This is a genomic window from Bradyrhizobium sp. CCGE-LA001, assembly GCF_000296215.2.
Classification (GTDB): Bacteria; Pseudomonadota; Alphaproteobacteria; order Rhizobiales; family Xanthobacteraceae; genus Bradyrhizobium.
The window spans coordinates 226,488-248,006 of the sequence record NZ_CP013949.1 but is presented as its reverse complement, the minus strand read 5'-3'; the positions used below and the strand labels follow the sequence as shown (position 1 = coordinate 248,006).

Sequence of the window (21,519 nt, the reverse complement as noted above, 5' to 3'; positions counted from 1 at the left end):
GGCAGCCGTCAGGGCTGCGATTTCTTTTATTTTGGTAGTCGAGAGGCGAAGTTGGATATCCGTCGGGACGACGGACGCAGAAAGGTTAGCACATCCGCGCACCGTGAGAAGCGCGCCGCGTCCGCCGAAATTGGGCTCAGTAAAAATTGAGACGGAATGTCAACGGGCGAACGCCGTCACCACCAGGCTCTCGCTGCAGCGCGGAATCAAATTCGCGCGTGAATCGGTTTGGACGGCATGGGGCTCCAAACCAAAATGCGAAAACAACCCCATGCACAGTAGAACGGCTCTGACCGGGTCGCGCGCGGCAACGCCGGGCAGGCATTTGATGCATTGAGCAAAATGACCGGAGTGGCGCTTAACGAGCGACGGGGTAGGGCCCGTCGTCGAATGTCGTGTCGTGATAGCCTTTGGAGCCGACCTCGCGCGCCAGGGTGCTGCGGAAATCACGGCCGCCGCGAAGGCAAGTCAGCACATGCGCGAAGTCGAATTCGGGGCGCCAGCCCAGCTCGCGCCGCGCCCGATCATTGACATAGACACGGTCGACCGCAGGCAAGAGGCGCCAGCCGCGCGCCGCGTAGAGCTGCGCACAATCCGGATAGAGCTCGCGCACGACACCGGCGGCATCGCGCGCGAGCGCCGCCAGATGGCGCTGCTCGAACGGGCTCGTGGCCGAGACGATGTAGCGGGCGAACCCGATTCCGGGCGCGCGCTCGGCGGCGACCAGATGGGCGCTCACCGCGTCTGCGACGTCCAGCCGGCGATACAGCAGCTCGTTGGCCTGCGCGTTGTCCAGTGTGTAAGCGGACCGCATCACGGGATCATCGTCATCCTCGGGAAAGAAGCGCGAGGTTCGCAAGATAACGACAGGCAGCCCGCGCTCGCGAAAGAACACCTCGCAGAGCGTCTCGGCCATCAGCTTGGTCGTGCCGTAGATGTTCTTCGGCACCGGCGACAGCTCCTCCGTGACCCAGACGGCCGCCTGTCCCGCCTCGGGGCGAAGCTGCGAGCCGAATGCGCTGGTCGTGCTGGTGAAGACGAAGCTCTTCACGCCGGCGGAAGCTGCCGCCTCGAGCAGATTGAGCGTGCCCGAAACGTTGGTGTCGACGAAGTCCTGCTTGGCATGGGTCGCCACATGCGGCTTGTGCAGCGTCGCGGTGTGGATCACGGCCGAGACGTCCTCCATCTGGAGCCGCACGAAACCGGGATCGACGATGGAGCCGACGGCGTCGGTGAAGGGCGAGGCCTTCAGATCGACCCCGCGGACCGGCGACCCGCGACCACGCAGGGTGCGGATGATGGCTTCACCGAGATGGCCGGCGCTGCCGGTGACCAGGATTGTCATTGCAGACCCAGTAGAGGAGACGCGAACCAGCCGCCAGCGGCGTGGAAAACCACAGACCGACCCGGTTTGGCTGGATGCTCTGGGAAAAATTGGAGCGGGCGAAGGGGCTCGAACCCTCGACCCCGACCTTGGCAAGGTCGTGCTCTACCACTGAGCTACACCCGCATCCTGTGTCGGTCGCGTGACGCGCCGGCAACGGCTGTCGTATGCCAAAAGCGGGAGGGGAATGCAACAGCTACCGGCAGCATCAATTCGCATTCGGAGGCCCCATATAGACCCTGAATGCGACCAAATCGCCCGAAACGGCCCCGGAACAGGCGAATCGACCCTGATGGATTGAAATTCGGCCCATTCGGCCCAATTTAGGAGCCGACACCAAGCATAGGCGGCGGCGACGTGCTAAAGAGCCGCCATTCCAGACATGACGAGGGGATCCCGTGACGATCATCGACCAGGGTAACGGAGCAGCGGGCCCGGCCGCCGCCGATCTGATCAAGGACACCACCACCCAGTCCTTCATGAAGGACGTCATCGAGGAATCGAAGCGCCAGCCGGTGCTGATCGACTTCTGGGCGGAATGGTGCGGACCCTGCAAGCAGCTCACCCCGATCCTTGAAAAGGCGGTCAAGGCCGCCAAGGGCAAGGTCAAGCTGGTCAAGATGAACATCGACCAGCACCCGGCGATCCCGGGCCAGATGGGCATCCAGTCGATTCCCGCCGTGATCGCCTTCGTCAACGGCCAGCCGGCCGACGGCTTCATGGGCGCGGTGCCGGAGAGCCAGCTCAATGCATTCATCGAAAAGCTGACCAAGGGCGTGACCGCGCCGGGCGAGCCCAACCTCGCCGAGATCCTGCAAGAGGCCGAGGCGGTGCTCGCCGAGGGCGATCCGGCTGCGGCCGCGCAGATCTATGCCGAGGTGCTCCAGCACGATTCGACCAACACCGCGGCGCTGGCGGGCCTTGCGAAGTGCTATGCCGTCTCCGGCGCGATGGAGCAGGCCAAGAAGACGCTGGCCATGGTGCCGGAATCCAAGCGCAACGATCCCGCGGTGAAAGCCGTGCAGACCGCGATCGACCTCTCCGAGCAAGCGGAGGCGTTGGGACCGGTGGCCGAGCTGGAACAGAAAGTCGCCGCAAACCCGCTCGATCATCAGGCCCGATTCGACCTTGCCACCGCGCTCAACGCGCAAGGCAACCGCGCCGCAGCCACCGAGCAGCTGCTCGAGATCGTCAAGCGCGACCGCAAGTGGAACGACGATGGCGCCCGCAAGCAGCTGGTGCAGTTCTTCGAAGCCTGGGGCGGCACCGATGATGCAACCGTCGAGGGCCGCAAGCGTTTGTCGACGATCCTGTTTTCGTAAGGCCCTCTTTTGAGCATGATCTGTTCGGAAGATCGCTTCAGACCTTTCGGGATCTTGCGCTAGCAAAGCCAGGGGGACCGGGCTGATGCCGATCAACATCGAATATCGCGGGCCCGCCGACCTGCCGGAGATCATTCCGGTGTTTCCGCTGCCGGGCGCGCTGCTGCTGCCCCGCGGCCAGATGCCGCTCAACATCTTCGAGCCGCGTTATCTGTCGATGGTCGACGATTCCTTCCGCGATGGCCATCGCCTGATCGGCATGATCCAGCCGGATGTGGCGCACTCGCCGAAGAATTCCGACAAGCCGGCGCTGTTCCGCGTCGGCTGCGTCGGCCGCATCACCCAGCTCGCCGAATCCGGCGACGGCCGCTACATCCTCGAGCTCACCGGCGTCTCGCGCTTCAAGGTGGTCGAGGAGCTCGAGGTCCTCACCGCCTACCGGCAATGCAAGGTGGATTTCTTCGCCTTTGTCGACGATTTCACTGCGCGCATGGGCGAAGACCAGGTCGACCGCGAGGCGTTGCTGGCGGTGCTGGCGGACTTCCTGAAAGCCAACAATCTCAAGGTCGACTGGGAGGGCGTCGAGAGTGCGCCCAACGAGGCGCTGGTCAACGCGCTGGCGATGATGTCGCCCTATGGTCCCGCCGAGAAGCAGGCCATGCTGGAAGCGCCCGACTTGAAGACCCGCGCCGAGATCCTGATCGCGGTCACCGAGATGGATCTCGCCAAGAAACGCACCAGCGGCGATCCGCCGCTGCAGTAAATGTTCAAGCAGCACACACTTCGGCTTCAGCCTTCCGCTGCGCGCGTTGCGCGATACTGGAGGCCTGCATGGGCCGACTGAAATAGTAGCCCTGCGCCTCGACGCAGCCCTCTTCGCGCAAAATGGCCAGCTGCTCGGCGGTTTCCACGCCTTCGGCGGTCGTTATCTTGCCGAGGCTGACGGCGAAGGCCACCACGGCACGGGCGATCCGACGCGCCTCTTCCCTTTTGCTGGCGAGCTCACTGACGAAGCTGCGGTCGATCTTGACCTTGTCGAACGGAAATTTCTGCAAGAAGCTCAGCGACGAATAGCCCGTGCCGAAATCGTCGAGGGCAATCCGCACGCCGAGCTCGCGCAGCTGTCCGAGTGCTGCGAACACTGCTTCGCTGTCGTGCATGATGACCGTCTCGGTGACCTCGAGTTCGAGCCTGTGCGGCTCGATCCCTGACGTCGCCAGGGCGCCGACAATGATGGAGACGAGCTCCTTGCTCCTGAATTGAGCGGGCGACAGGTTGATCGCGATGGTCAGATCGGACGGCCACTTGGCGGCCTCGGCGCATGCTGCCCTCAAGACCCATTCGCCGATGGGCAGGATCAAGCCGGTTTCCTCCGCGAGCGGAATGAACTCGCCGGGCAGGACCAGTCCGCGCTCGGGGTGGTGCCACCGCAATAGCGCCTCATAGCCGCTGGTTCGTCCGCCTTCGACACGCACGATCGGCTGGAAGTGAAGTTCGAATTCCCCTCGCGCCAGCGCTTTGCGCATATCCTTTTCCAAGTTGCGGCGGACATGCATGAGCTGGTCCAGCTCCGGCTCGAAGAAACGGAATGCGCCGCGTCCGCCGCCCTTTGCCGCATAGAGGGCGAGATCGGCGCTCTTGAGGATGACGTCGGAATCGGCGCCATCGCGGGGGGCAATGGCAATGCCGATGCTGGCTCCCACCGTGACCTGGTGATCGCCGAGGTCGAAGGGCTCGCAGAGCGCAGCCTTGATCGTCTCGGCAAGCGACGCCGCTTCCGCGATCGGATCCGTCACGTAATCCACGACGGCGAACTCGTCGCCGCCCAAACGGGCGATCAAAGTCATGTCCTTGCCGCATTCGCGCAAGCGCAACGCGACCGCGCGCAGCAGCGCGTCGCCTGCTGGATGCCCAAGCGTGTCGTTGACCTCCTTGAAGCGATCGAGATCGAGCATGAGGACCGCCAGATGGAGAGCTCCATTGCGCGTATTGAGAAGGGCCTGATCCAGACGCGCCCTCAACAGCACGCGATTCGGCAGCTCCGTCAGCGCGTCGTGCTGTGCCATATAGGTGATCTTGGCTTCGGACCGGCGCTGCTCCGTGACGTCGAGATGCGTTGCCACCCAGCCGCCGCCAGCCATCGGCTGTCTCGTCACGCAGATCAGCCGACCATCGGCGAACTCGTCGATCCGGCTCGAAACCGCATCGACGGACAGGCCGTCCAGCTTCGCGATCAGCTGTTCGGCGGCCATGTCGCTGGTGTCGCCCTTGAGCGTTCCGCTTGTGACACGATGCCTGATGATCTCGCAGTGCGACGTGCCTGCGCGCAGCAGTTCCGGCGGCAGCCGATAGAGATTGGCGTAGCGCTCGTTGCATATGACGAGCCGCTTCTCGGCATCGAACATGCAAAGGCCCTCGACCATGTGGTTGATCGCCGTATCCAGCCGCAGCGTCTGCTCCTGCAATTCCTGCTGCGAACCTTCGAGCTGCCGCCTTGCATCCGAAAGCTGGCTGATGATCTCCTCGAACTTGGCGGTTCTGCTGGCCAGGCGGCGATCGGCCAGCACGCCGATCAGGCTCATCCCCAGCACGGACAGCGCGACACCTGCGATCGCAAGCGCGAGCACGGCCGGAGACAGCGACAGTGCGCCCGTTGCATGGGTTGGGTCGGGCGTGATCTGCACCGCACCCATCGCCGTGAAGTGGTGCGACACGATGGCAAGCGTCAGCAGCACAGCCGCCGTCAGCGTTCCGCGATAGGTCCGGTGCTTGATCGCGACGGACAGGGCGGCATAGCCGAAGCACATGCCGAGAAGGATCGAGACCAGCACGAGATCCAGCGACCAGGCGACGCGGCCCGGCACTTCCAGCGCCCACATTCCGAGATAGTGCATGCTGGCGATGCCGCCGCCGATGATGACGCCGCCTGCGCCCGCGCGCCACCGGCCGTAATCGCCGACCGCAATGGCGAAGCCGCCCGACGTCAGAAGCATTGCCGTCGTGAGCGAAAGCGCCGTCAGCACGATATCGTAGCCGGTTGTCACGCCGGGCTCGTAGGCGAGCATGGCGACGAAATGCGTCGCCCAGATTCCATATCCGATGGCAGCGCCGGCAATCGCGATCCAGATCGACCGCGTCCTTGCGCGCGCCGCGATGGCGCGATGGAAGATGCTGACCGCGACAATACTCGCGACGAAGCAGACCAGGCCAGCGAGCGGCACGAGCCGCCAATCGTGCTCGACAGTAAGGCAGGAAAAAACGCGGAACATGCAATAAAGCTCCATCGTCAATGTGGTCGATCGTGGACAGGCCAAGCGTTCTTCGCGTTAATTTCGCGCAACGCCTGATTGCATGCTTACCGGCGCCTTAACGCCGCCTGCGCAATTCAATTTTGGGAACATTTGCAGTCGAGGTCCCGACGGTGGCGCGAACAACGTCTGCCGTGATCAGTATCGTCTAGGACCGATTGCGAATGTGCTTGCGTCCCGTGAACATCGCGCGGATCAGATTCTCGCGCTGGAGAATCCCCATCAGCAGCACGCCGAGTATGTGCAGCACGACCAGGATGATGACCGCATCCGACGAATAATGGTGCGTGTCCTCGACCCACCAGACGCCGAAGAACGTGGTGGTGACCGACATCGCACCAGTGATGGTCGACACCGCGAGGGAGACCAGCAACGCCACCAGCATCAAGGTGCCGGCGGGGTTGAGCCCGATATAGCGGCCGGTGATGCCCCGGCGCAGGTTCCAGAGATAGTGTGGCGCAGCGCGCAGCCTGACGCCAACCATGCGGAAGCGCGCATATCGGCTTCCCATGAAGCCCCAGACCAGGCGGAAGGCGAGAAGGCCGATGACCGTATAGCCGACGATACGGTGAAGTCCGTCGTAGGTGGGCGGCGTGAACCAGGCGATCAGAACTGAGATCGCGAGCAGCCAGTGCCACAGGCGTAGCGGGAGGTCCCAGACTGCGACGGTCCGCGAAACCTTAGGGTTCGCGGGGCTCCTGTCGGACGCCCCGCGCGTTTGTCGCACTGCTTGTTCCATCAAGCCCGTTTCGCCTTGGCGCTCGCTCGCCGCAGCTTGGGTGCCGCAGTCACCTGGAGCGGTTTACTTGGCGATCGTGTGCTTCAGGCTGAGGTCTTCGGGGCTGTAGAACAGCTCGTAGAGCTTGCCTTCCTTGACGCCGTAGACCTCGTAGCACGAGCCTTCGATCTTGGAGCGCCGCACCTCATAGCCAGCCGCCTTGGCCTTGGCTTCGGCTTCGCTGGCCGGCTTCCACGACGCCTTGTCGAGCTTGGTGCAGTTCTTGAAACCGTCGGCCAGGGCCGTCGATCCCATGCCAATCCCGATCGTCAGTGCCATGGCAACAACACGAATGACCTTCACGAACGTCTCCTCCTCTGTCGTGTGCGCTGTGTGCTCAGCGCAAAGCGCAGCCGAAGGAAGCAAAGGCGGGGGTTAAGTCAATCCGCTGTGGGGGCGACAATTTTTAGATTCGTTCTAAGAGGCGATAAGAAATCAGTGCTGCCGGTACGCAGCACAGATTTGGAGCGCGGCTGCAGCGCCTGAGAACGAGCTCCTGCGGATGCTCTCCGCTTGAACCTGCGATGGGCGCCCCCGATTTTCTATGCTAGAGGCAAGTCGATTGCCGGAGACCCCAATGAACGCGCCTACCGAACGTCCCGAAGCCAGCGTCGATCCCAAGCTGCTGGAGATTCTGGTCTGCCCGCTGACCAAAGGCCCGCTGGAGTTCGATTCCGCAAAGCAGGAGCTGATCTCGCGTAGCGCCAAGCTCGCTTATCCGATCCGCGACGGCATTCCGATCATGCTGCCGGAAGAGGCCCGCAAGATCGATTGATTCTGGCGAATAGGGAGCGGCGAATAGCGAATGGACAACACTCGCCATTCGCCACTCTCCACTCGCTCCTACAACGCCTCGCCCTTCAGCAGCCGCGGCACCTCGCCGGTCAATCCAGCAGCCTGGCGGATGAAGAGGTTCTTCAGCGGCGGGGCGCGGTCGACGAGGCCGAGGCCGATGTCGCGCACCGTGCGCAGCAGCGTCGATTCGTTGGAGAACAGGAAGTTCAGCGAGTTGGTGGCAACGCCCATCGCCATGGTGTCGAACCGGCGCCAGCGCTGGTAGCGTTCGAGCACGTCGGCGCCACCGAGATCCATGCCGAGCCGCGCGGCATCGACGACGACCTCGGCCAATGCGGCGACATCCTTCAGCCCCATGTTGAGACCCTGGCCGGCAATGGGGTGGATGACATGGGCGGAATCGCCGACCAGCGCGAGGCGCTCGGCAATGAACGAGCGTGCGACGAAATAGGACAGCGGAAATGCGCGCGGCTTGTCGAGCGCCTTGACCTCGCCGAGATGCAGGCCGAAGCGCCGCTCCAGCTCGCCGTGAAATTCTTCGTCGCTGAGCGCGACGATGCGCGCGGCCTCAGCTCGGCGCTCGGTCCACACCAGCGACGAGCGCTTGCCCGAGAGCGGCAGGATCGCAAAGGGACCTGCGGGCAGAAAATGCTCTTCGGCGCGGCCCTCGTGATCGCGCTCGTGACCGACGGTGACGACGATACCGGACTGGTCATATTCCCAGCCATGGGTGGCAATGCCGGCACGTTCGCGCAGCTTCGACCTCGCGCCATCGGCAGCAACCAACAAGCTCGCGGCCACCACGCTGCCGTCGCCGAGCGTGACGTCGATGCCCTCGGGACGCGCGTCGTAGGACGACACGATGGTGGCGCGAAGATCGATGCCCTCGGCTTCGGCACGCGCGACCAGCGCATCGATCAGGCGGCGGTTCTCGACCATATGCGCGAAGGGCTCACCCGGCGCGACATCGCCGGCAAAATTCAGGAACACCGGGCGCGTGGCGTCCTCCAGCCTGGAATCGGTGACGACCATGTCGAGGATCGGCTGCGCCTCGCCCCTGACGTCGTCCCAGGCGCCGATCGCCTCGAATAGGCGACGGCAGGCGGCCACGATCGCGGTGGCACGCGGGTCGCGGCTTGGACGCGTGCTGAGCGCGGGATCGGCGACGATGACGGGAATCTCGGGTCCGAGCCCCTGGCGCAGCGCGAGCGCCAGCGCCAGCCCCGCAAACGCGCCGCCACCGATGACAATGCTACCCTGTACCGACATACCCGACTTTCCGGCCAACGCTTCGCCTTTTCTTGGTCTTGCTAGCAGACTTGAGGTGGGCGAAACAGTGCGGTGAAACAAGGGCGGAACGGTTTCGTTCCGTCATGCGAAAGCACCATCATGTCCAAAAGCCTGATCGACCTCATTGCGATCCTCGACCTCGAGCAGCTCGAGGTGAACCTGTTCCGCGGCAACAGCCCGAAGACAAGCTGGCAGCGGGTCTTTGGCGGCCAGGTGATCGGGCAGGCGATGGTTGCGGCCTGCCGCACCGTCGAGGGCCGGCTGCCGCATTCGCTGCACTGCTATTTCATCCTGCCGGGCGACCCGCAGATCCCGATCATCTACCAGGTCGAGCGCCTGCGCGACGGCAAGAGCTATTCGACGCGCCGGGTCACCGCGATCCAGCACGGCAACGCGATCTTCTCGATCATGGTGTCGTTCCACACCGAGGAAGAGAGCGCGTTCGACCATCAGGACAAGATGCCCGACGTGCCGCCGCCGGAAAAGCTCACCGCGGAGGAGGTGGCGAAGCAGCCGATGTTCAAGGAGATGCCGGAGTTCATCCGCCGCTACTATGAATCAGACCGTCCGATCGAATTGCGCCCGGTCGAGCTCGGCCGTTATTTCGGCCAGAAGATCGACGACGGCCGCATCCATGTCTGGATCAAGACTGCGGCGACGCTGCCGGACGATCCGGCGCTGCACATGTGCGCGCTCGCCTACGCCTCGGACTTCTCGCTGCTGGATGCGATCATGGCGCGCTATGGCCGCACGCTGTTCGACAAGCGCATGATGCCGGCGAGCCTCGACCACGCGATGTGGTTTCACCGCCCGTTCCGCGCCGACGAATGGCTGCTCTATGCGCAGGATTCGCCGAGCGCACGCGGCGGCCGCGGCCTGACCCGCGGCTCGATCTTCAAGCCGGACGGCACCCTGGTCGCTTCCGTCGCGCAAGAAGGCTCGGTGCGCGAGCGGAGGTCTTAGGCGCGTCCTGCCGCGCTGCGCTCGATTAGGCCGAACTGCGACGTGGTCCATGCGAAGTACCAGCGCAGCAGCCACGGGATCGGAATGATCAGCAGACATCCCAGGCCGAAGGCCACGGTTCGCCACAGCAGCTGAAGGCCCGTGCCGACGAAGATCATCTCGCGTCGCGTGCCGCCGATGTTTCGGCAAATCCAGCGCATCCATGCGGCCATGACCCAGGCCCAGCCGATGATCGTGAACATGGAGACGAACATCAGCAGCTGCCAACCAATGAAGGCCCAGACGCTGCCATTGAACGCCATCGGAATCGGCTGACCATTCGAGCTGAGATTGGCGATCACCCAGCGCATGATCATCCAGGACAGGGCGGCCTGGAGCGGAATCGTCGCGAGCTGGAAGATATCGTCGATGAAACCCGCGTAGCCCGTCAGTCCCATTCCGACGAAGACGTACCAGATGTCGCCGGCCTGACCGGTGAAGGTGATGTTCGGCCGCTGAGGAACGTGAATGCGCGGGAAGAGCCAGCGATAGTAGCCTGTCGCCATCCAGGGCGCCGGGATCACCAGCAAATTGCCGATCACCAGCAGAATGCACCATCCCAGGAACGACCATAGCGGCAGGTCCACCGATAGCGGGCCTCCGCTGTAGCCGCTGCCATCGGACAGCAGGGACGGCGGCGCGGCGCCGCCGGCTATGAGTCCTGGCACCTCGCCGGCCTTCTGCCAGCCTGCCATCCCTTCCGTCCAGACCAGCGTATCGGCGCGCACCGTTGTCCTGGCGATCAGCTCACGGAATTGCGCCTCCGGAAACGGACCTTTCTGCTGGCCTTCGGATGCGTAGAACCAGATCCGATTCGCCATCTTGTTCGCTCGCGACCCGAGGTCAGCGGCCCGTCACATGGCCGCCTGCGACCCGCGCGGCGCGAGCTCGGTCTGCGACGCGAACCAGTTCATGATCCAGCGATACACCCACGGGATCGGGATGATGAGCGTGCACAGGATCGCAGCCACGATGCCGCGCCAGAGGATGTCGAGGCCGCTGCCCCTGAACACGATCTCGCGCCGCGTGCCTTCGACGTTGCGGCAGAACCAGCGCATCTGCGCCGCGGCAACCCAAGCCCAACCGATGATGGTGATGATCGAGATCGCGAACAGCAGATTCCAGCCGATATAGGCCCACACCGAACCCGTGAAGCTCAGGCCCAGCGGCTGATCGTTGGAGGCGAGGTTCGCAATCATCCATTTGATCAGGAGCCAGTAGAGAACGATCTGCACGATGAAAAGCAGATTGCTCAGGATCTCGCTGCCGACAAAGCCGAGCGCGATCGCCAGGACGATGAAGCCGAAAAACCAGGGCACCAGCGTCATCGCGCTGCCGGTGAAGCTAAGATTGGGGCGCCCGGGGACCTTGATGCAGGGCACGATCCATTTGGTGTACCAGACGAACAGCCATGGCACCGGGATGATGAAGCACGAGCCGATGATGAGGACGAGCGTGCGCCAGGTGAATTCGAGGATGCTGAAATCGACCGAGAGCGATCCGCCGCTTCCGGCCGCAGCATAACCGCCGGCGTTGCCATAACCACTTCCGCCCATCATCGGCGGGCCGCCCGCCGGAATCACCGGCGGCGCGCCGCCGCCGATCAGACCGGGGATTTCGGCGGCCTTTTGCCAGCCGGCCATGCCCTCGGTCCAGACCAGGGTATCCGGACGCACGACGCCTTGGGCGACGAGATCGCGAAATTGTCCCTCCGGAAAGGGCCCCTGCTGCTTGCCCTCGGATGCGTAGAACCAACTCGCCATGTAGCGCCCCCCTCAACATACTTATGTACCGGCCGGGATGCCTGGGTTCACCGCATCCATGCCAAAAATGCATTGTGAAGGATGAACAGCTGCCCTGTACAGAGGCGGCCGTTCACATGGCCTCCCTTGGCCAAACGTTTTTCCGCTTCAATCTGCAAGTTTTTTGTGCCATTTGCCCGGAATGATGCCAGATTGACGCTGCGTCGGGGACATACGGCGCGGCGCATCCCGGGGAATAGGTCTGACCATGAAACTCGTCGTCGCGATCATCAAACCCTTCAAGCTCGATGAGGTCCGCCAGGCCCTGACGGCGATCGGCATCCACGGCATGACGGTGACCGAGGTGAAGGGCTATGGCCGTCAGAAGGGCCACACCGAGATCTATCGCGGCGCCGAATATGTCGTGAACTTCCTGCCGAAGCTGCGCATCGAAATCGCGGTCGCGTCCGACATCGCCGACAAGGCGGTCAGCGTGATCACCGCGACCGCGCGCACCGGCCAGATCGGCGACGGCAAGATCTTCGTCACGCCGATCGACCACGCACTGCGCATCCGCACCGGCGAGACCGACAGCGACGCGCTCTAAAATACTTTCTTCGATCGCACCGGGCAACGACGCCACAGCGTGCGACGTAACTAACGTGCTGGGGGAAATGAGATGGCGGGATGTTTGCGCCGCGCAGCTGCCATGGCTGCGCCGATCGGATTTGCGTCGCTCATTGCTGCGCCGGCGCACGCCGCAGGCTCCGAGATCAACACCGCCGATACCGCCTGGATGATCGTCGCCACCGCGCTGGTGCTGATGATGACGATCCCGGGACTTGCGCTGTTCTACTCCGGCATGGTGCGCAAGAAGAACGTGCTGGCGACCATGGCGCAGAGCCTCGCCGCGGTGACGCTGATCTCGATCCTCTGGGTCGCGTTCGGCTATTCGCTGTGCTTCGTCGGCGACGGCCCCTGGATCGGCACGCTCGACCGCTGGTTCCTCGCCGGCATGACCATGGACAGCGTCAACCCGGCGGCCAAGACGATCCCCGAAGCGCTGTTCATGCTGTACCAGATGACGTTTGCGATCATCACCGTGGCGCTGGTCGCGGGCGCGGTTGCCGACCGCATGCGGTTCTCAGCCTATCTCCTGTTCTCCGTCGGCTGGTTCATCTTCGTCTACATTCCGCTGGCGCATTGGGTGTGGGGCGGCGGCTTCCTCGCCAGCATGGGGGTCCTGGATTTCGCCGGCGGTCTCGTGGTGCATCTGTCGGCCGGCACCGCCGGCCTCGTCGCGGCCAAGGTGATGGGTAGCCGCCACGGCTACGGCAGCGAAAATCTCTCGCCGTTCGATCTGTCGCTCGCGGTAATGGGCACCGGCCTGTTGTGGGTCGGCTGGTTCGGCTTCAACGGAGGCTCGGCCGGCGCGGCCAATTCGCGTGCGGTAATGGCGATCATCGCGACCCATCTCGCCGCCTGCGCCGGTGCGCTGACCTGGGCCGCGATCGAATGGTCGACGCGGCGCAAGCCCTCGGTGCTCGGCATGATCTCCGGCGCGGTCGCCGGCCTCGGCACCATCACACCGGCCTCCGGCTTCGTGGCGCCCTGGCACGGCATCGTCATCGGCATCATCGCCGGTGCCGTCTGCTATTGGGCCTGCACCTGGCTGAAGCACCGTTTCAAATATGACGATTCCCTCGACGTGTTCGGCGTCCACGGCATCGGCGGGCTGACCGGCACCCTGCTCGCCGGCGTGTTCGCCACCAGCGCGATTGGCGGCACCGCCGGCCTGATCGAGGGGCATCCGCAGCAGCTGCTGATCCAGCTCTACGGGATCGCCGTCACCTTCGTCTGGGCCGCAGGGGTGAGCTTCATTCTGCTGAAGCTGGTCGGCCTGTTCGTGCCTCTGCGCGTATCGCGTGAGCACGAGCTGGAAGGGTTGGATATTTCGCAGCATGGCGAAGCGCTGCAATAGGGCTTGCGCTACTTAATTACCTCCGGGTTGCCCGACACATGAGCAACATTGTGTCGGCAGCCTGTCGTGCCTGCGTTTTGATCAGGCGTGACCATGTTTTGAGCGCGACGTATTAGCGCACTGCAGCGCAACACCCGTCAAACGCGAAAACACCCTTTTTCATAGTCCGTTAGGCAACACGCCCGATCTGGCACGGCATTTGATTCTACGGGTCCCGGCTGTGCCCGCGTAGTGAACTTCTCCCTCGTGGCGAACCAGTCGAGAACGCCCGGCCACGTCCGGACCGGGCCCAAGCGGGGATAGGACCCATGAAAATTGTTATGGCGATCATTAAGCCATTCAAGCTGGAAGAAGTCCGTGACGCCCTGACCGCCATCGGCGTTCACGGTCTCACGGTGACGGAAGTCAAGGGATATGGCCGCCAGAAGGGCCATACGGAAATCTACCGCGGCGCCGAATATGCCGTGAGCTTCCTGCCCAAGATCAAGATCGAAGTCGCTGTCGCCACCGACCAGGTCGACAAGACCATCGACGCCATCACGTCTGCCGCGAAGACCGGCCAGATTGGCGACGGCAAGATCTTCGTCATCAACCTCGACCATGCGGTGCGCATCCGCACCGGCGAGGCCGACGCCGCGGCCCTTTGATTTCGCGCTCAACCTTTATCCAATCAGGAGTGAATACAATGACGTTTAAGCGTCCCTATGGCGCGGGACTGGCGGCTCTCGCAGTCGGCCTGTTCGCTGCGACCGCAGCCTATGCCGAGCCAACGGTCAACAAGGGAGACAACGCCTGGATGCTGACATCGACAGTGCTGGTGCTGTTGATGACGATCCCCGGCCTCGCGCTGTTCTACGGCGGTCTCGTCCGTTCCAAGAACATGCTCTCGGTCCTGATGCAGGTGTTCTACACCGTCTGCGTCGTCTGCGTGATCTGGGCCGTGTACGGCTACAGCCTCACCTTCACCGGCGGCTCCGACTTCATCGGCGGCTTCTCCAAAGCCTTCATGATGGGCGTCACCACCGACACGAAGGCCGCAACCTTCTCGGTCGACGCCAACATCTCGGAGCTGATCTATGTCTGCTTCCAGATGACTTTCGCGGCGATCACGCCCGCGCTCATCGTCGGCGCCTTCGCCGAACGCATGAAGTTCGCGGCGATCGCGCTGTTCGTCCCGCTCTGGGTCACGCTGGTCTATTTCCCGATCGCGCACATGGTCTGGTACTGGCAGGGTCCGGACCTGATCCAGGATGCGGCCAAGGCGCTTGCTGCTGCGACTGACGCGGCGGCAAAGACCGCGGCGCAGGCCAAGCTCGACGAGCTCAATGCCGACGCCGGCTGGATCTTCAAGATGGGCGCGATCGATTTCGCGGGCGGCACCGTCGTGCACATCAACGCCGGCATCGCGGGCCTCGTCGGCGCTCTCCTGATCGGCAAGCGCGTCGGCTACGGCAAGGAGCTGATGGCCCCGCACTCGCTGACCATGTCGATGATCGGCGCTTCGCTGCTCTGGGTCGGCTGGTTCGGCTTCAACGCCGGCTCCAACCTCGAAGCCAGCGGCGGCGCTGCGCTCGCCATGACCAACTCCTTCGTCGCCACCGCAGCCGCCGCGCTGTCGTGGATGTTCGCGGAGTGGATCATCAAGGGCCATCCGTCGGTGCTCGGCGTCATCTCCGGCGCTGTCGCGGGCCTCGTGGCCGTTACGCCTGCCGCCGGCTTCTCCGGCGTGATGGGTGCGATCGTCCTCGGCCTCGTCGTCGGCGTGGTCTGCCTGTTCTTCTGCACCGTCGTGAAGAACGCGCTCGGCTACGATGACTCGCTCGACGTGTTCGGCGTGCATTGCGTCGGCGGCATCGTCGGCGCCATCGGCACCGGCATTCTCGTCAACCCCGCCCTCGGCGGCGCCGGCATCGTCGACTACACCGCGATCCCGCCGAAGGTCGCCGATTACGACTTCGCCGTGCAGATGCTGGCCCAGATCAAGGCCGTCGCCACCACGCTGGTGTGGTCGGGCATCGGTTCGGCGATCCTCTACAAGGTCGTCGATGTGATCGTTGGTCTGCGTACCAATGTCGAGAGCGAGCGTGAAGGTCTCGACATCACCGAGCACACCGAGCGCGCCTACAACATGTAACCTCTCCTCCCGGCCGCGGTGTCTTCGGAGACCGCGTCCAGAACTACGGTTCGGGCACATACCCGGCAATGCCCCGACCGTTAAGGGGCTCCAGCGCAAGTTGGAGCCCCTTTCTTTTTGGCGCGCCGCATCGTCGCAGCGGCTGGGCCTGCATCAAGCCCAAATTGCATTGTCCCGAGACTGGTGAATATCATGCTCCCGTCCGGAGCACGGTTTCATGCGCCTGTTGCGTTACGTGACCTTGTGTTTGCTGTCGCTCGCCTTGTCTGCCCTCGACGCCAAGGCTGACAAGCGCGTCGCGCTGGTCATCGGCAACGGTGCCTACCGGAACGTTCCCACCCTCGCCAATCCGACCAATGATGCGGCCGACGTCGGCGCGGCCCTGAAGCGATCGGGATTCGAACCTCTGGTCGTGACCGATCTCGATCAGGCCGCCATGCAGGAAACCGTTCTTCGCTTTGCGCGCGCGGCTCGCGGCGCCGACGTGGCTCTGTTCTATTACAGCGGACACGCGCTTCAATTCGCAGGCGTCAACTATCTGGTGCCCATCGATGCTGTCGTGCGCGACGAGGTCGATCTGCGGCGCCTGGTGCGCGCCGACGAGATCCTGGCGGATCTGCAACAGGCCAAGAACCTGCGCATCCTCGTGCTCGACGCCTGCCGCGACAATCCATTTGCTGACGAGCTTCGGCGCAACATCGGACAGGGCCGCGGCGTGGCCGTCGGCCGCGGGCTGGCCAAGATGGAGAGCCCGGAAGGCACCATCATCTCCTATGCGACCCAGGCCGGTCGCACAGCCGACGACGGCAACGGCCGCAACAGTCCCTATACCGGTGCGTTCCTTGAGCACATCGGCGATAGGGACAACATCAACACGGTGTTCCAGACGATCGGCGCCGACGTCTATCAGCGCACCAGGGGATCACAGGTCCCGGAGCTGTCACTGTCGTTCTTCGGCGAGTTTTACCTCAATGGCAAAGCCGAAACCGCAGCACTGACGCCATCGTCACCCCGGACTAACCCTTGTACAGAGGCCGCCGACCATTGGCGCGGCGCGGACGCGCTCGGCACCGTCGCGGCATTCAGGGATCATCTGCTTCGCTTCCCGTCCTGTGCCTTCGCAGACCTCGCGAAATACCGCATCGAGCTGTTGTCGAGACCCGTCGAAAGCGCAAAGCGCCCGACGACTTTCGACGGGGCCTGGATCGCCAGCGAAAGTTGCGAAAGCAAGCCGCCTTTTCCGGAAGCGCATCGCCGATATGTGTTTCGCATCAAGGACGGAGTGTTGCACACCGTATTGGGGGACGCGGGCAAGCCCGGCTCTGTGATCTATGACGGCAAGATCGAACCGGACGGCAGCAGTACCATCTCCGTCAACGGTATCATTGGCGACAAGGATCCGCTGAACCGCACTCGCGGATCGCCCCATCAGTACAAGATCGTGATCGAACTGAAGGATTCCAAAGGGGCAGGGGTCAGCACTGAAACCTCTTGGCCGTGTCGCTACGACTTTTCGAAGGTATCAGCGCCGAGCGCAGAAGCCGATCGGAGGCAGCCCGATCCGAAGCGCGCCGCAAAGCGCAATGACAATGCGGCTGCTTCACCTTCCGATCGGCGCGAGGGCGGACAGGCTGCGCCGGGCGGCAACGTGATGAGTTGCTCCATCATGCGCAGAAATTGCGCGGTGGCTTGCGTCAGCTTTGGCGGTCATCCGAATTGCGGCTCAACATTTTGCGTGCAAAAGGAAGCGGAATGCATGAGCAATGGGTGCTGGAGAAGTCGAGCTTTCAACGGCTGCGGCCTCGCCAAGCGATAGGAGCACGGCAAAGCTGTCCGAAAAGTCGGCGCCATGGACGAGCCGCCCCGGTTCCAGCCACAGATGGCGATCTACGCCTGTGACACTTAGGAGTTCCATGCGATCCCGCGGCCATGAAGACATTTCCCGCTCTGGACGGGCCGGGCGGTCGATGGTTAATCGCGTCTTAACCTCGCCCTATCTATGGTGAACTGAACCGCTTCCCGCCGGTGCCTTCGCGCGACCGGCTGTTCCGAGAGTGCTGGCGCCCAGAATGGTCATGACCGCTTCATCCCGTGCGCCGCAAGCCAGTGGAAGCTCCAGCAACGCGCGCTCGCCTTTCGTCCGGCTGAACGAGCTGCTGGCGCCGCATCAGCCCGGCAAGCCATTGATTTCGCTTGCGGTCGGCGAACCTCAGCATCCCGTGCCCGATTTCGTCGGCCCGGTGCTGGCCAAGCACATCGCCGATTTCGGCCGTTACCCGATGAACCAGGGCACCGACCCGTTCCGCCAGGCCGCGAGCGCCTGGCTGTCGTCGCGCTTCAGCCTGCCGCGGCCGCTCGACCCCCGAAGCGAAATTCTCGTTCTCAATGGCAGCCGCGAGGGGCTGTTCCTCGCCGCGATCGCGGCCGCGCGCTATGTCGGTCCGCGCCCCGGCAAGCCCGCAATCCTGATGCCGAACCCGTTCTATCCGGTCTATGGCGCCGGTGCCCTCGCCGCAGCCTGCGAGCCGGTCTATCTGCCGACCACCGTCGAGAACGGCTTCCTGCCCGATCTCGACGCCATCGACGAGGCGACGCTGGCGCGCACCGTGGCGTTCTATCTGGCCTCGCCGGCCAATCCGCAGGGGTCGGTCGCCTCGCGCGACTACTTCACGCGCCTGAAGAGCCTCGCCGATCGCTACGGCTTCATGATCCTCAGCGACGAATGCTATTCGGAGATCTACACCCGCGAAGCACCGGGCAGTGCCCTCGAATGTGCGGGGGCGGATTTCACCCGCGTGGCCGCGTTCCAATCGTTGTCGAAGCGCTCGAACCTTCCGGGCCTGCGCGTCGGCTTCGCCGCCGGCGACAAGACGTTCATCGGCATGTTCCTGGAGCTGCGCAACATCGCAGCGCCGCAGGTGCCGGTGCCGCTCCAGCATGTCGCGACGTTCGCCTATGGCGATGAGGCGCATGTCGAGGAGAATCGCAGGCTCTACCGGATCAAGTTCGATCTCGCCGACCAGATCATCGGCAACCGCTACGGCTATCGCCGTCCCGACGCCGGCTTCTGCGTCTGGCTCAACACGTCCGAGATCGGCGACGACGTCTCGGTGACCTTGAAGCTCTTCAAGGAAGCCGGCGTGCGCGTGGTGCCCGGCAGCTTCCTGGCACGGCAGCAGCCTGACGGATTCAATCCCGGCGCGGGCTACATTCGCCTCGCGCTGGTGCAGGATAGCGAGACCACGGCGCAGGCGCTGCACCGGCTGGTCGAGACTCTGGGTTAGGCGGGGCCCATGAGCATGTCGGCAATCGAACGTGTCATTCCACTGGTCGGCCATCTGCCGCCCTCGATCCGCGAGGGACTGGCGCGCCGGATGCGCGAACTCACCGGGCTCGGCCTGATCGGGCTGTCGGGCGTCGCCACGGCGGGGCTGATGACCTGGTCGGTGCAGGATCCCAGCCTCAGCCACGCCACCTCGCGGCCGATCCGCAACATCCTCGGTTACGCCGGCGCGATCGGCGCCGACCTTGCGATGCAGATCCTCGGGCTCGGCGCGATCATGCTGGTCCTGACCGTCGCAGTCTGGGGCTGGCGCATGATGACGCATCGCCCGTTCGATCGCGAAGCGCTGCGGCTGGGCTCCTGGATTCTCTGCACGGTGATCGCGGCGGGCTTCGTCAGCTGCTTTCAGCATGGCGGCGCCTGGCCGTTGCCGACCGGCCTCGGCGGCGTGGTCGGCGATGCCCTGGTGCGCGCGCCTGCCGTCATCTTCGGGCCAGCCGGCACGATCTATCGCATCGTGCTCGGCACGATCCTGTTCGCCGCGATGGCTGCGACCTTCCTGATCGCCTGCGGTCTCGGCGCACGCGAGCACGATGAAGAACTCGCGGCCATCGAGGACGACGACAAGCCGCTCGACGAAGACGAGGAGGGCGATCGTGGTTCGGTGTCGCTGGGCTGGCTGTTCCATGCGCTGATGAGCACCAAGGCGCGGCTGGGTTGGCTGCTTGGCGCCGCCTACCGCTCGCTGGTCTCGAGCGGCCCCAAGACCAAGGCCGCCGCATTCAGCCGCCAGGAGCCGAATCTCGGCAGCGGCCGCACCGCGCCTCCGATCTCGCCGCAAGCGGAAGACGAGGACTACGAAGACGAGCACGAGGAAGAAGAGGCCGAGGAGGAAGAGGAAGAGGAGGAGCCGGCCGCGCGCGCGCCGCGCAAGAAGGCTGCGCCGAAAACTCCTGCCAAGAAATCCTCCGACAAGTTCGATCTTCCCTCCGTGTCGATGCTGGCCGCGCCGAAGGCCGGCGACCGCCAGCCGCTCAGCAAGGCCGAGCTGGAGACGAATTCGCGTTCGCTCGAGGGCGTGCTGCAGGATTTCGGCGTGCGCGGCGAGATCGTCAAAGCCAATCCGGGTCCGGTGGTCACGCTGTACGAGCTGGAGCCGGCGCCCGGCATCAAGTCCTCGCGCGTGATCGGACTTGCCGACGACATCGCCCGCTCGATGAGCGCGCTGTCGGCGCGCGTCGCGGTCGTGCCCGGCCGCAACGCCATCGGCATCGAATTGCCGAACGCACATCGCGAAAAGGTTTATCTGCGCGAGCTGCTGGTGGCGAAGGAAGCGACCGACACCGTCGCCAAGCTGCCGCTCTGCCTCGGCAAGACCATCGGCGGCGACCCCGTCATCATCGATCTCGCCCGCACGCCCCATATGCTGATCGCCGGTACGACCGGCTCGGGCAAGTCGGTCGCGATCAACACCATGATCCTCAGCCTGGTCTACAGGCTGCGTCCGGATCAGTGCCGGCTGATCATGGTCGATCCGAAGATGCTCGAACTCTCCGTCTATGACGGCATTCCCCATCTGCTCACGCCGGTTGTGACCGATCCGAAGAAGGCAGTGGTCGCGCTGAAATGGGCCGTGCGCGAGATGGAAGAGCGCTACAAGAACATGGCCAAGCTCGGCGTACGCAACATCGACGGCTACAACACGCGCCTGCTCGAACTGAAAGCCAAGGGCGAGGAGCCGACGCGAACGGTGCATACCGGCTTCGACAAGGAGACTGGCAAGGCCATCTACGAGGAAGAGAAGCTCTCGCTGGATCCGCTGCCCTACATCGTCATCATCGTCGACGAAATGGCCGACCTGATGATGGTCGCCGGCAAGGACATCGAGGGCGCGGTGCAGCGCCTCGCGCAGATGGCGCGCGCCGCCGGCCTGCACGTGATCCTGGCGACGCAGCGTCCGTCGGTCGACGTCATCACCGGCACCATCAAGGCGAACTTCCCGACCCGCATTGCCTTCCAGGTCACGTCGAAGATCGACAGCCGCACCATCCTCGGCGAAATGGGCGCCGAGCAGCTGCTCGGCCAGGGCGACATGCTCTACATGGCGGGCGGCGGCCGCATCAGCCGCGTGCACGGACCGTTCGCCTCCGACGAGGAGGTCGAAAAGGTGGTACGCCACCTAAAGACGCAGGGGCAGCCGGAATATCTCGAAGCCGTCACCGCCGAGGAGCCGACCGAGGACGAGGACGGCGCGGTGTTCGACGCGACCGGCATGGGCGCCGACGGCGGCGGCGATCTGTTCGCGCAGGCCGTTGCGATCGTCAAACGCGACCGCAAGGCCTCGACCAGCTACATCCAGCGCCGTCTGCAGATCGGCTATAACCGCGCCGCATCGCTGATGGAGCGGATGGAACTGGAGGGCATCGTCGGCCCCGCCAACCACGCCGGCAAGCGCGAGATTCTGGTCGAGGAAGAAGACAGCCATATGTGAGGCAGGGAG

The 21,519-nt window shown here is 64.1% G+C and carries 18 protein-coding genes and 1 tRNA gene; 11 read left to right on the top strand and 8 right to left on the bottom strand.

The window, feature by feature from the left end; translation table 11 throughout:
• Positions 1-358: 358 nt before the first annotated feature.
• Positions 359-1,345, bottom strand: coding sequence for an NAD-dependent epimerase/dehydratase family protein (locus BCCGELA001_RS01155; RefSeq protein ID WP_008539502.1), 987 nt, complete (start codon positions 1,343-1,345; stop codon positions 359-361).
• 90 nt (positions 1,346-1,435) lie between these two features.
• Positions 1,436-1,510 (bottom strand) — tRNA-Gly (locus BCCGELA001_RS01150).
• A gap of 272 nt (positions 1,511-1,782) precedes the next feature.
• Here BCCGELA001_RS01150 and trxA point away from each other — a divergent pair.
• The gene (gene trxA, locus BCCGELA001_RS01145) at positions 1,783-2,706 is read left to right on the top strand and encodes a thioredoxin (protein ID WP_008539504.1); all 924 of its coding nucleotides are present in this window, start codon (positions 1,783-1,785) and stop codon (positions 2,704-2,706) included.
• A gap of 85 nt (positions 2,707-2,791) precedes the next feature.
• Positions 2,792-3,469, top strand: coding sequence for an LON peptidase substrate-binding domain-containing protein (locus tag BCCGELA001_RS01140; protein ID WP_008539506.1), 678 nt, complete (start codon positions 2,792-2,794; stop codon positions 3,467-3,469).
• A 4-nt stretch (positions 3,470-3,473) separates the two neighbouring features.
• Here the strand turns inward: BCCGELA001_RS01140 and BCCGELA001_RS01135 are convergent, their stop codons facing one another.
• The 3 genes from BCCGELA001_RS01135 to BCCGELA001_RS01125 all read right to left on the bottom strand — a co-directional run bounded on the left by BCCGELA001_RS01135 (position 3,474) and on the right by BCCGELA001_RS01125 (position 7,095).
• The gene (locus BCCGELA001_RS01135; protein WP_060737434.1) at positions 3,474-5,975 is read right to left on the bottom strand and encodes an EAL domain-containing protein; all 2,502 of its coding nucleotides are present in this window, start codon (positions 5,973-5,975) and stop codon (positions 3,474-3,476) included.
• A 187-nt stretch (positions 5,976-6,162) separates the two neighbouring features.
• Entirely contained in the window at positions 6,163-6,753 is a 591-nt protein-coding gene (locus BCCGELA001_RS01130; protein ID WP_083543280.1) for a cytochrome b/b6 domain-containing protein, read from the bottom strand.
• A gap of 63 nt (positions 6,754-6,816) precedes the next feature.
• Positions 6,817-7,095, bottom strand: a complete 279-nt coding sequence (locus BCCGELA001_RS01125) for a PepSY domain-containing protein (protein WP_060734420.1) — start codon at positions 7,093-7,095, stop codon at positions 6,817-6,819.
• Positions 7,096-7,369: 274 nt separating this feature from the next.
• Between BCCGELA001_RS01125 and BCCGELA001_RS01120 the strand changes: the two genes are divergently transcribed.
• Positions 7,370-7,567 (top strand): Trm112 family protein, encoded by a 198-nt coding sequence (locus tag BCCGELA001_RS01120; RefSeq protein ID WP_007598651.1) that lies wholly within the window; start codon positions 7,370-7,372, stop codon positions 7,565-7,567.
• Positions 7,568-7,635: 68 nt separating this feature from the next.
• On the opposite strand, the gene BCCGELA001_RS01115 is transcribed toward BCCGELA001_RS01120, so the two are convergent.
• Positions 7,636-8,856, bottom strand: coding sequence for a ubiquinone biosynthesis hydroxylase (locus tag BCCGELA001_RS01115; protein ID WP_008539512.1), 1,221 nt, complete (start codon positions 8,854-8,856; stop codon positions 7,636-7,638).
• 120 nt (positions 8,857-8,976) lie between these two features.
• Here BCCGELA001_RS01115 and tesB point away from each other — a divergent pair, with 120 nt between their 5' ends.
• Complete coding sequence (tesB, locus tag BCCGELA001_RS01110) at positions 8,977-9,840, top strand: acyl-CoA thioesterase II (protein ID WP_008539513.1); 864 nt, start codon at positions 8,977-8,979, stop codon at positions 9,838-9,840.
• Here tesB and BCCGELA001_RS01105 read toward each other — a convergent pair.
• Complete coding sequence (locus BCCGELA001_RS01105; RefSeq protein WP_008539514.1) at positions 9,837-10,700, bottom strand: DUF4339 domain-containing protein; 864 nt, start codon at positions 10,698-10,700, stop codon at positions 9,837-9,839. The two genes, tesB and BCCGELA001_RS01105, sit on opposite strands and share 4 nt — an antisense overlap.
• Positions 10,701-10,733: 33 nt before the next feature.
• On the bottom strand, positions 10,734-11,642 hold the full coding sequence (locus BCCGELA001_RS01100) for a DUF4339 domain-containing protein (protein ID WP_008539515.1): 909 nt from the start codon (positions 11,640-11,642) through the stop codon (positions 10,734-10,736).
• A gap of 247 nt (positions 11,643-11,889) precedes the next feature.
• Here BCCGELA001_RS01100 and BCCGELA001_RS01095 point away from each other — a divergent pair, with 247 nt between their 5' ends.
• The 7 genes from BCCGELA001_RS01095 to BCCGELA001_RS01065 all read left to right on the top strand — a co-directional run bounded on the left by BCCGELA001_RS01095 (position 11,890) and on the right by BCCGELA001_RS01065 (position 21,510).
• The gene (locus BCCGELA001_RS01095; protein ID WP_060734419.1) at positions 11,890-12,228 is read left to right on the top strand and encodes a P-II family nitrogen regulator; all 339 of its coding nucleotides are present in this window, start codon (positions 11,890-11,892) and stop codon (positions 12,226-12,228) included.
• 72 nt (positions 12,229-12,300) lie between these two features.
• Positions 12,301-13,602 carry an ammonium transporter gene (locus tag BCCGELA001_RS01090; RefSeq protein ID WP_060734418.1) on the top strand — a complete coding sequence of 434 codons (1,302 nt, stop codon included), beginning with the start codon at positions 12,301-12,303 and terminating at the stop codon, positions 13,600-13,602.
• 308 nt (positions 13,603-13,910) lie between these two features.
• Complete coding sequence (locus BCCGELA001_RS01085; RefSeq protein WP_008539518.1) at positions 13,911-14,249, top strand: P-II family nitrogen regulator; 339 nt, start codon at positions 13,911-13,913, stop codon at positions 14,247-14,249.
• Between the two features lie 38 nt (positions 14,250-14,287).
• Complete coding sequence (locus tag BCCGELA001_RS01080) at positions 14,288-15,736, top strand: ammonium transporter (RefSeq protein ID WP_060734417.1); 1,449 nt, start codon at positions 14,288-14,290, stop codon at positions 15,734-15,736.
• A gap of 217 nt (positions 15,737-15,953) precedes the next feature.
• Positions 15,954-17,552 carry a caspase family protein gene (locus BCCGELA001_RS01075; protein ID WP_008539530.1) on the top strand — a complete coding sequence of 533 codons (1,599 nt, stop codon included), beginning with the start codon at positions 15,954-15,956 and terminating at the stop codon, positions 17,550-17,552.
• A gap of 253 nt (positions 17,553-17,805) precedes the next feature.
• A complete protein-coding gene (locus tag BCCGELA001_RS01070) occupies positions 17,806-19,020 on the top strand; it encodes an aminotransferase class I/II-fold pyridoxal phosphate-dependent enzyme (protein WP_060734416.1) in 1,215 nt (404 codons plus the stop codon).
• 9 nt (positions 19,021-19,029) lie between these two features.
• Positions 19,030-21,510 (top strand): DNA translocase FtsK, encoded by a 2,481-nt coding sequence (locus BCCGELA001_RS01065; RefSeq protein ID WP_008539544.1) that lies wholly within the window; start codon positions 19,030-19,032, stop codon positions 21,508-21,510.
• Positions 21,511-21,519: the final 9 nt, after the last annotated feature.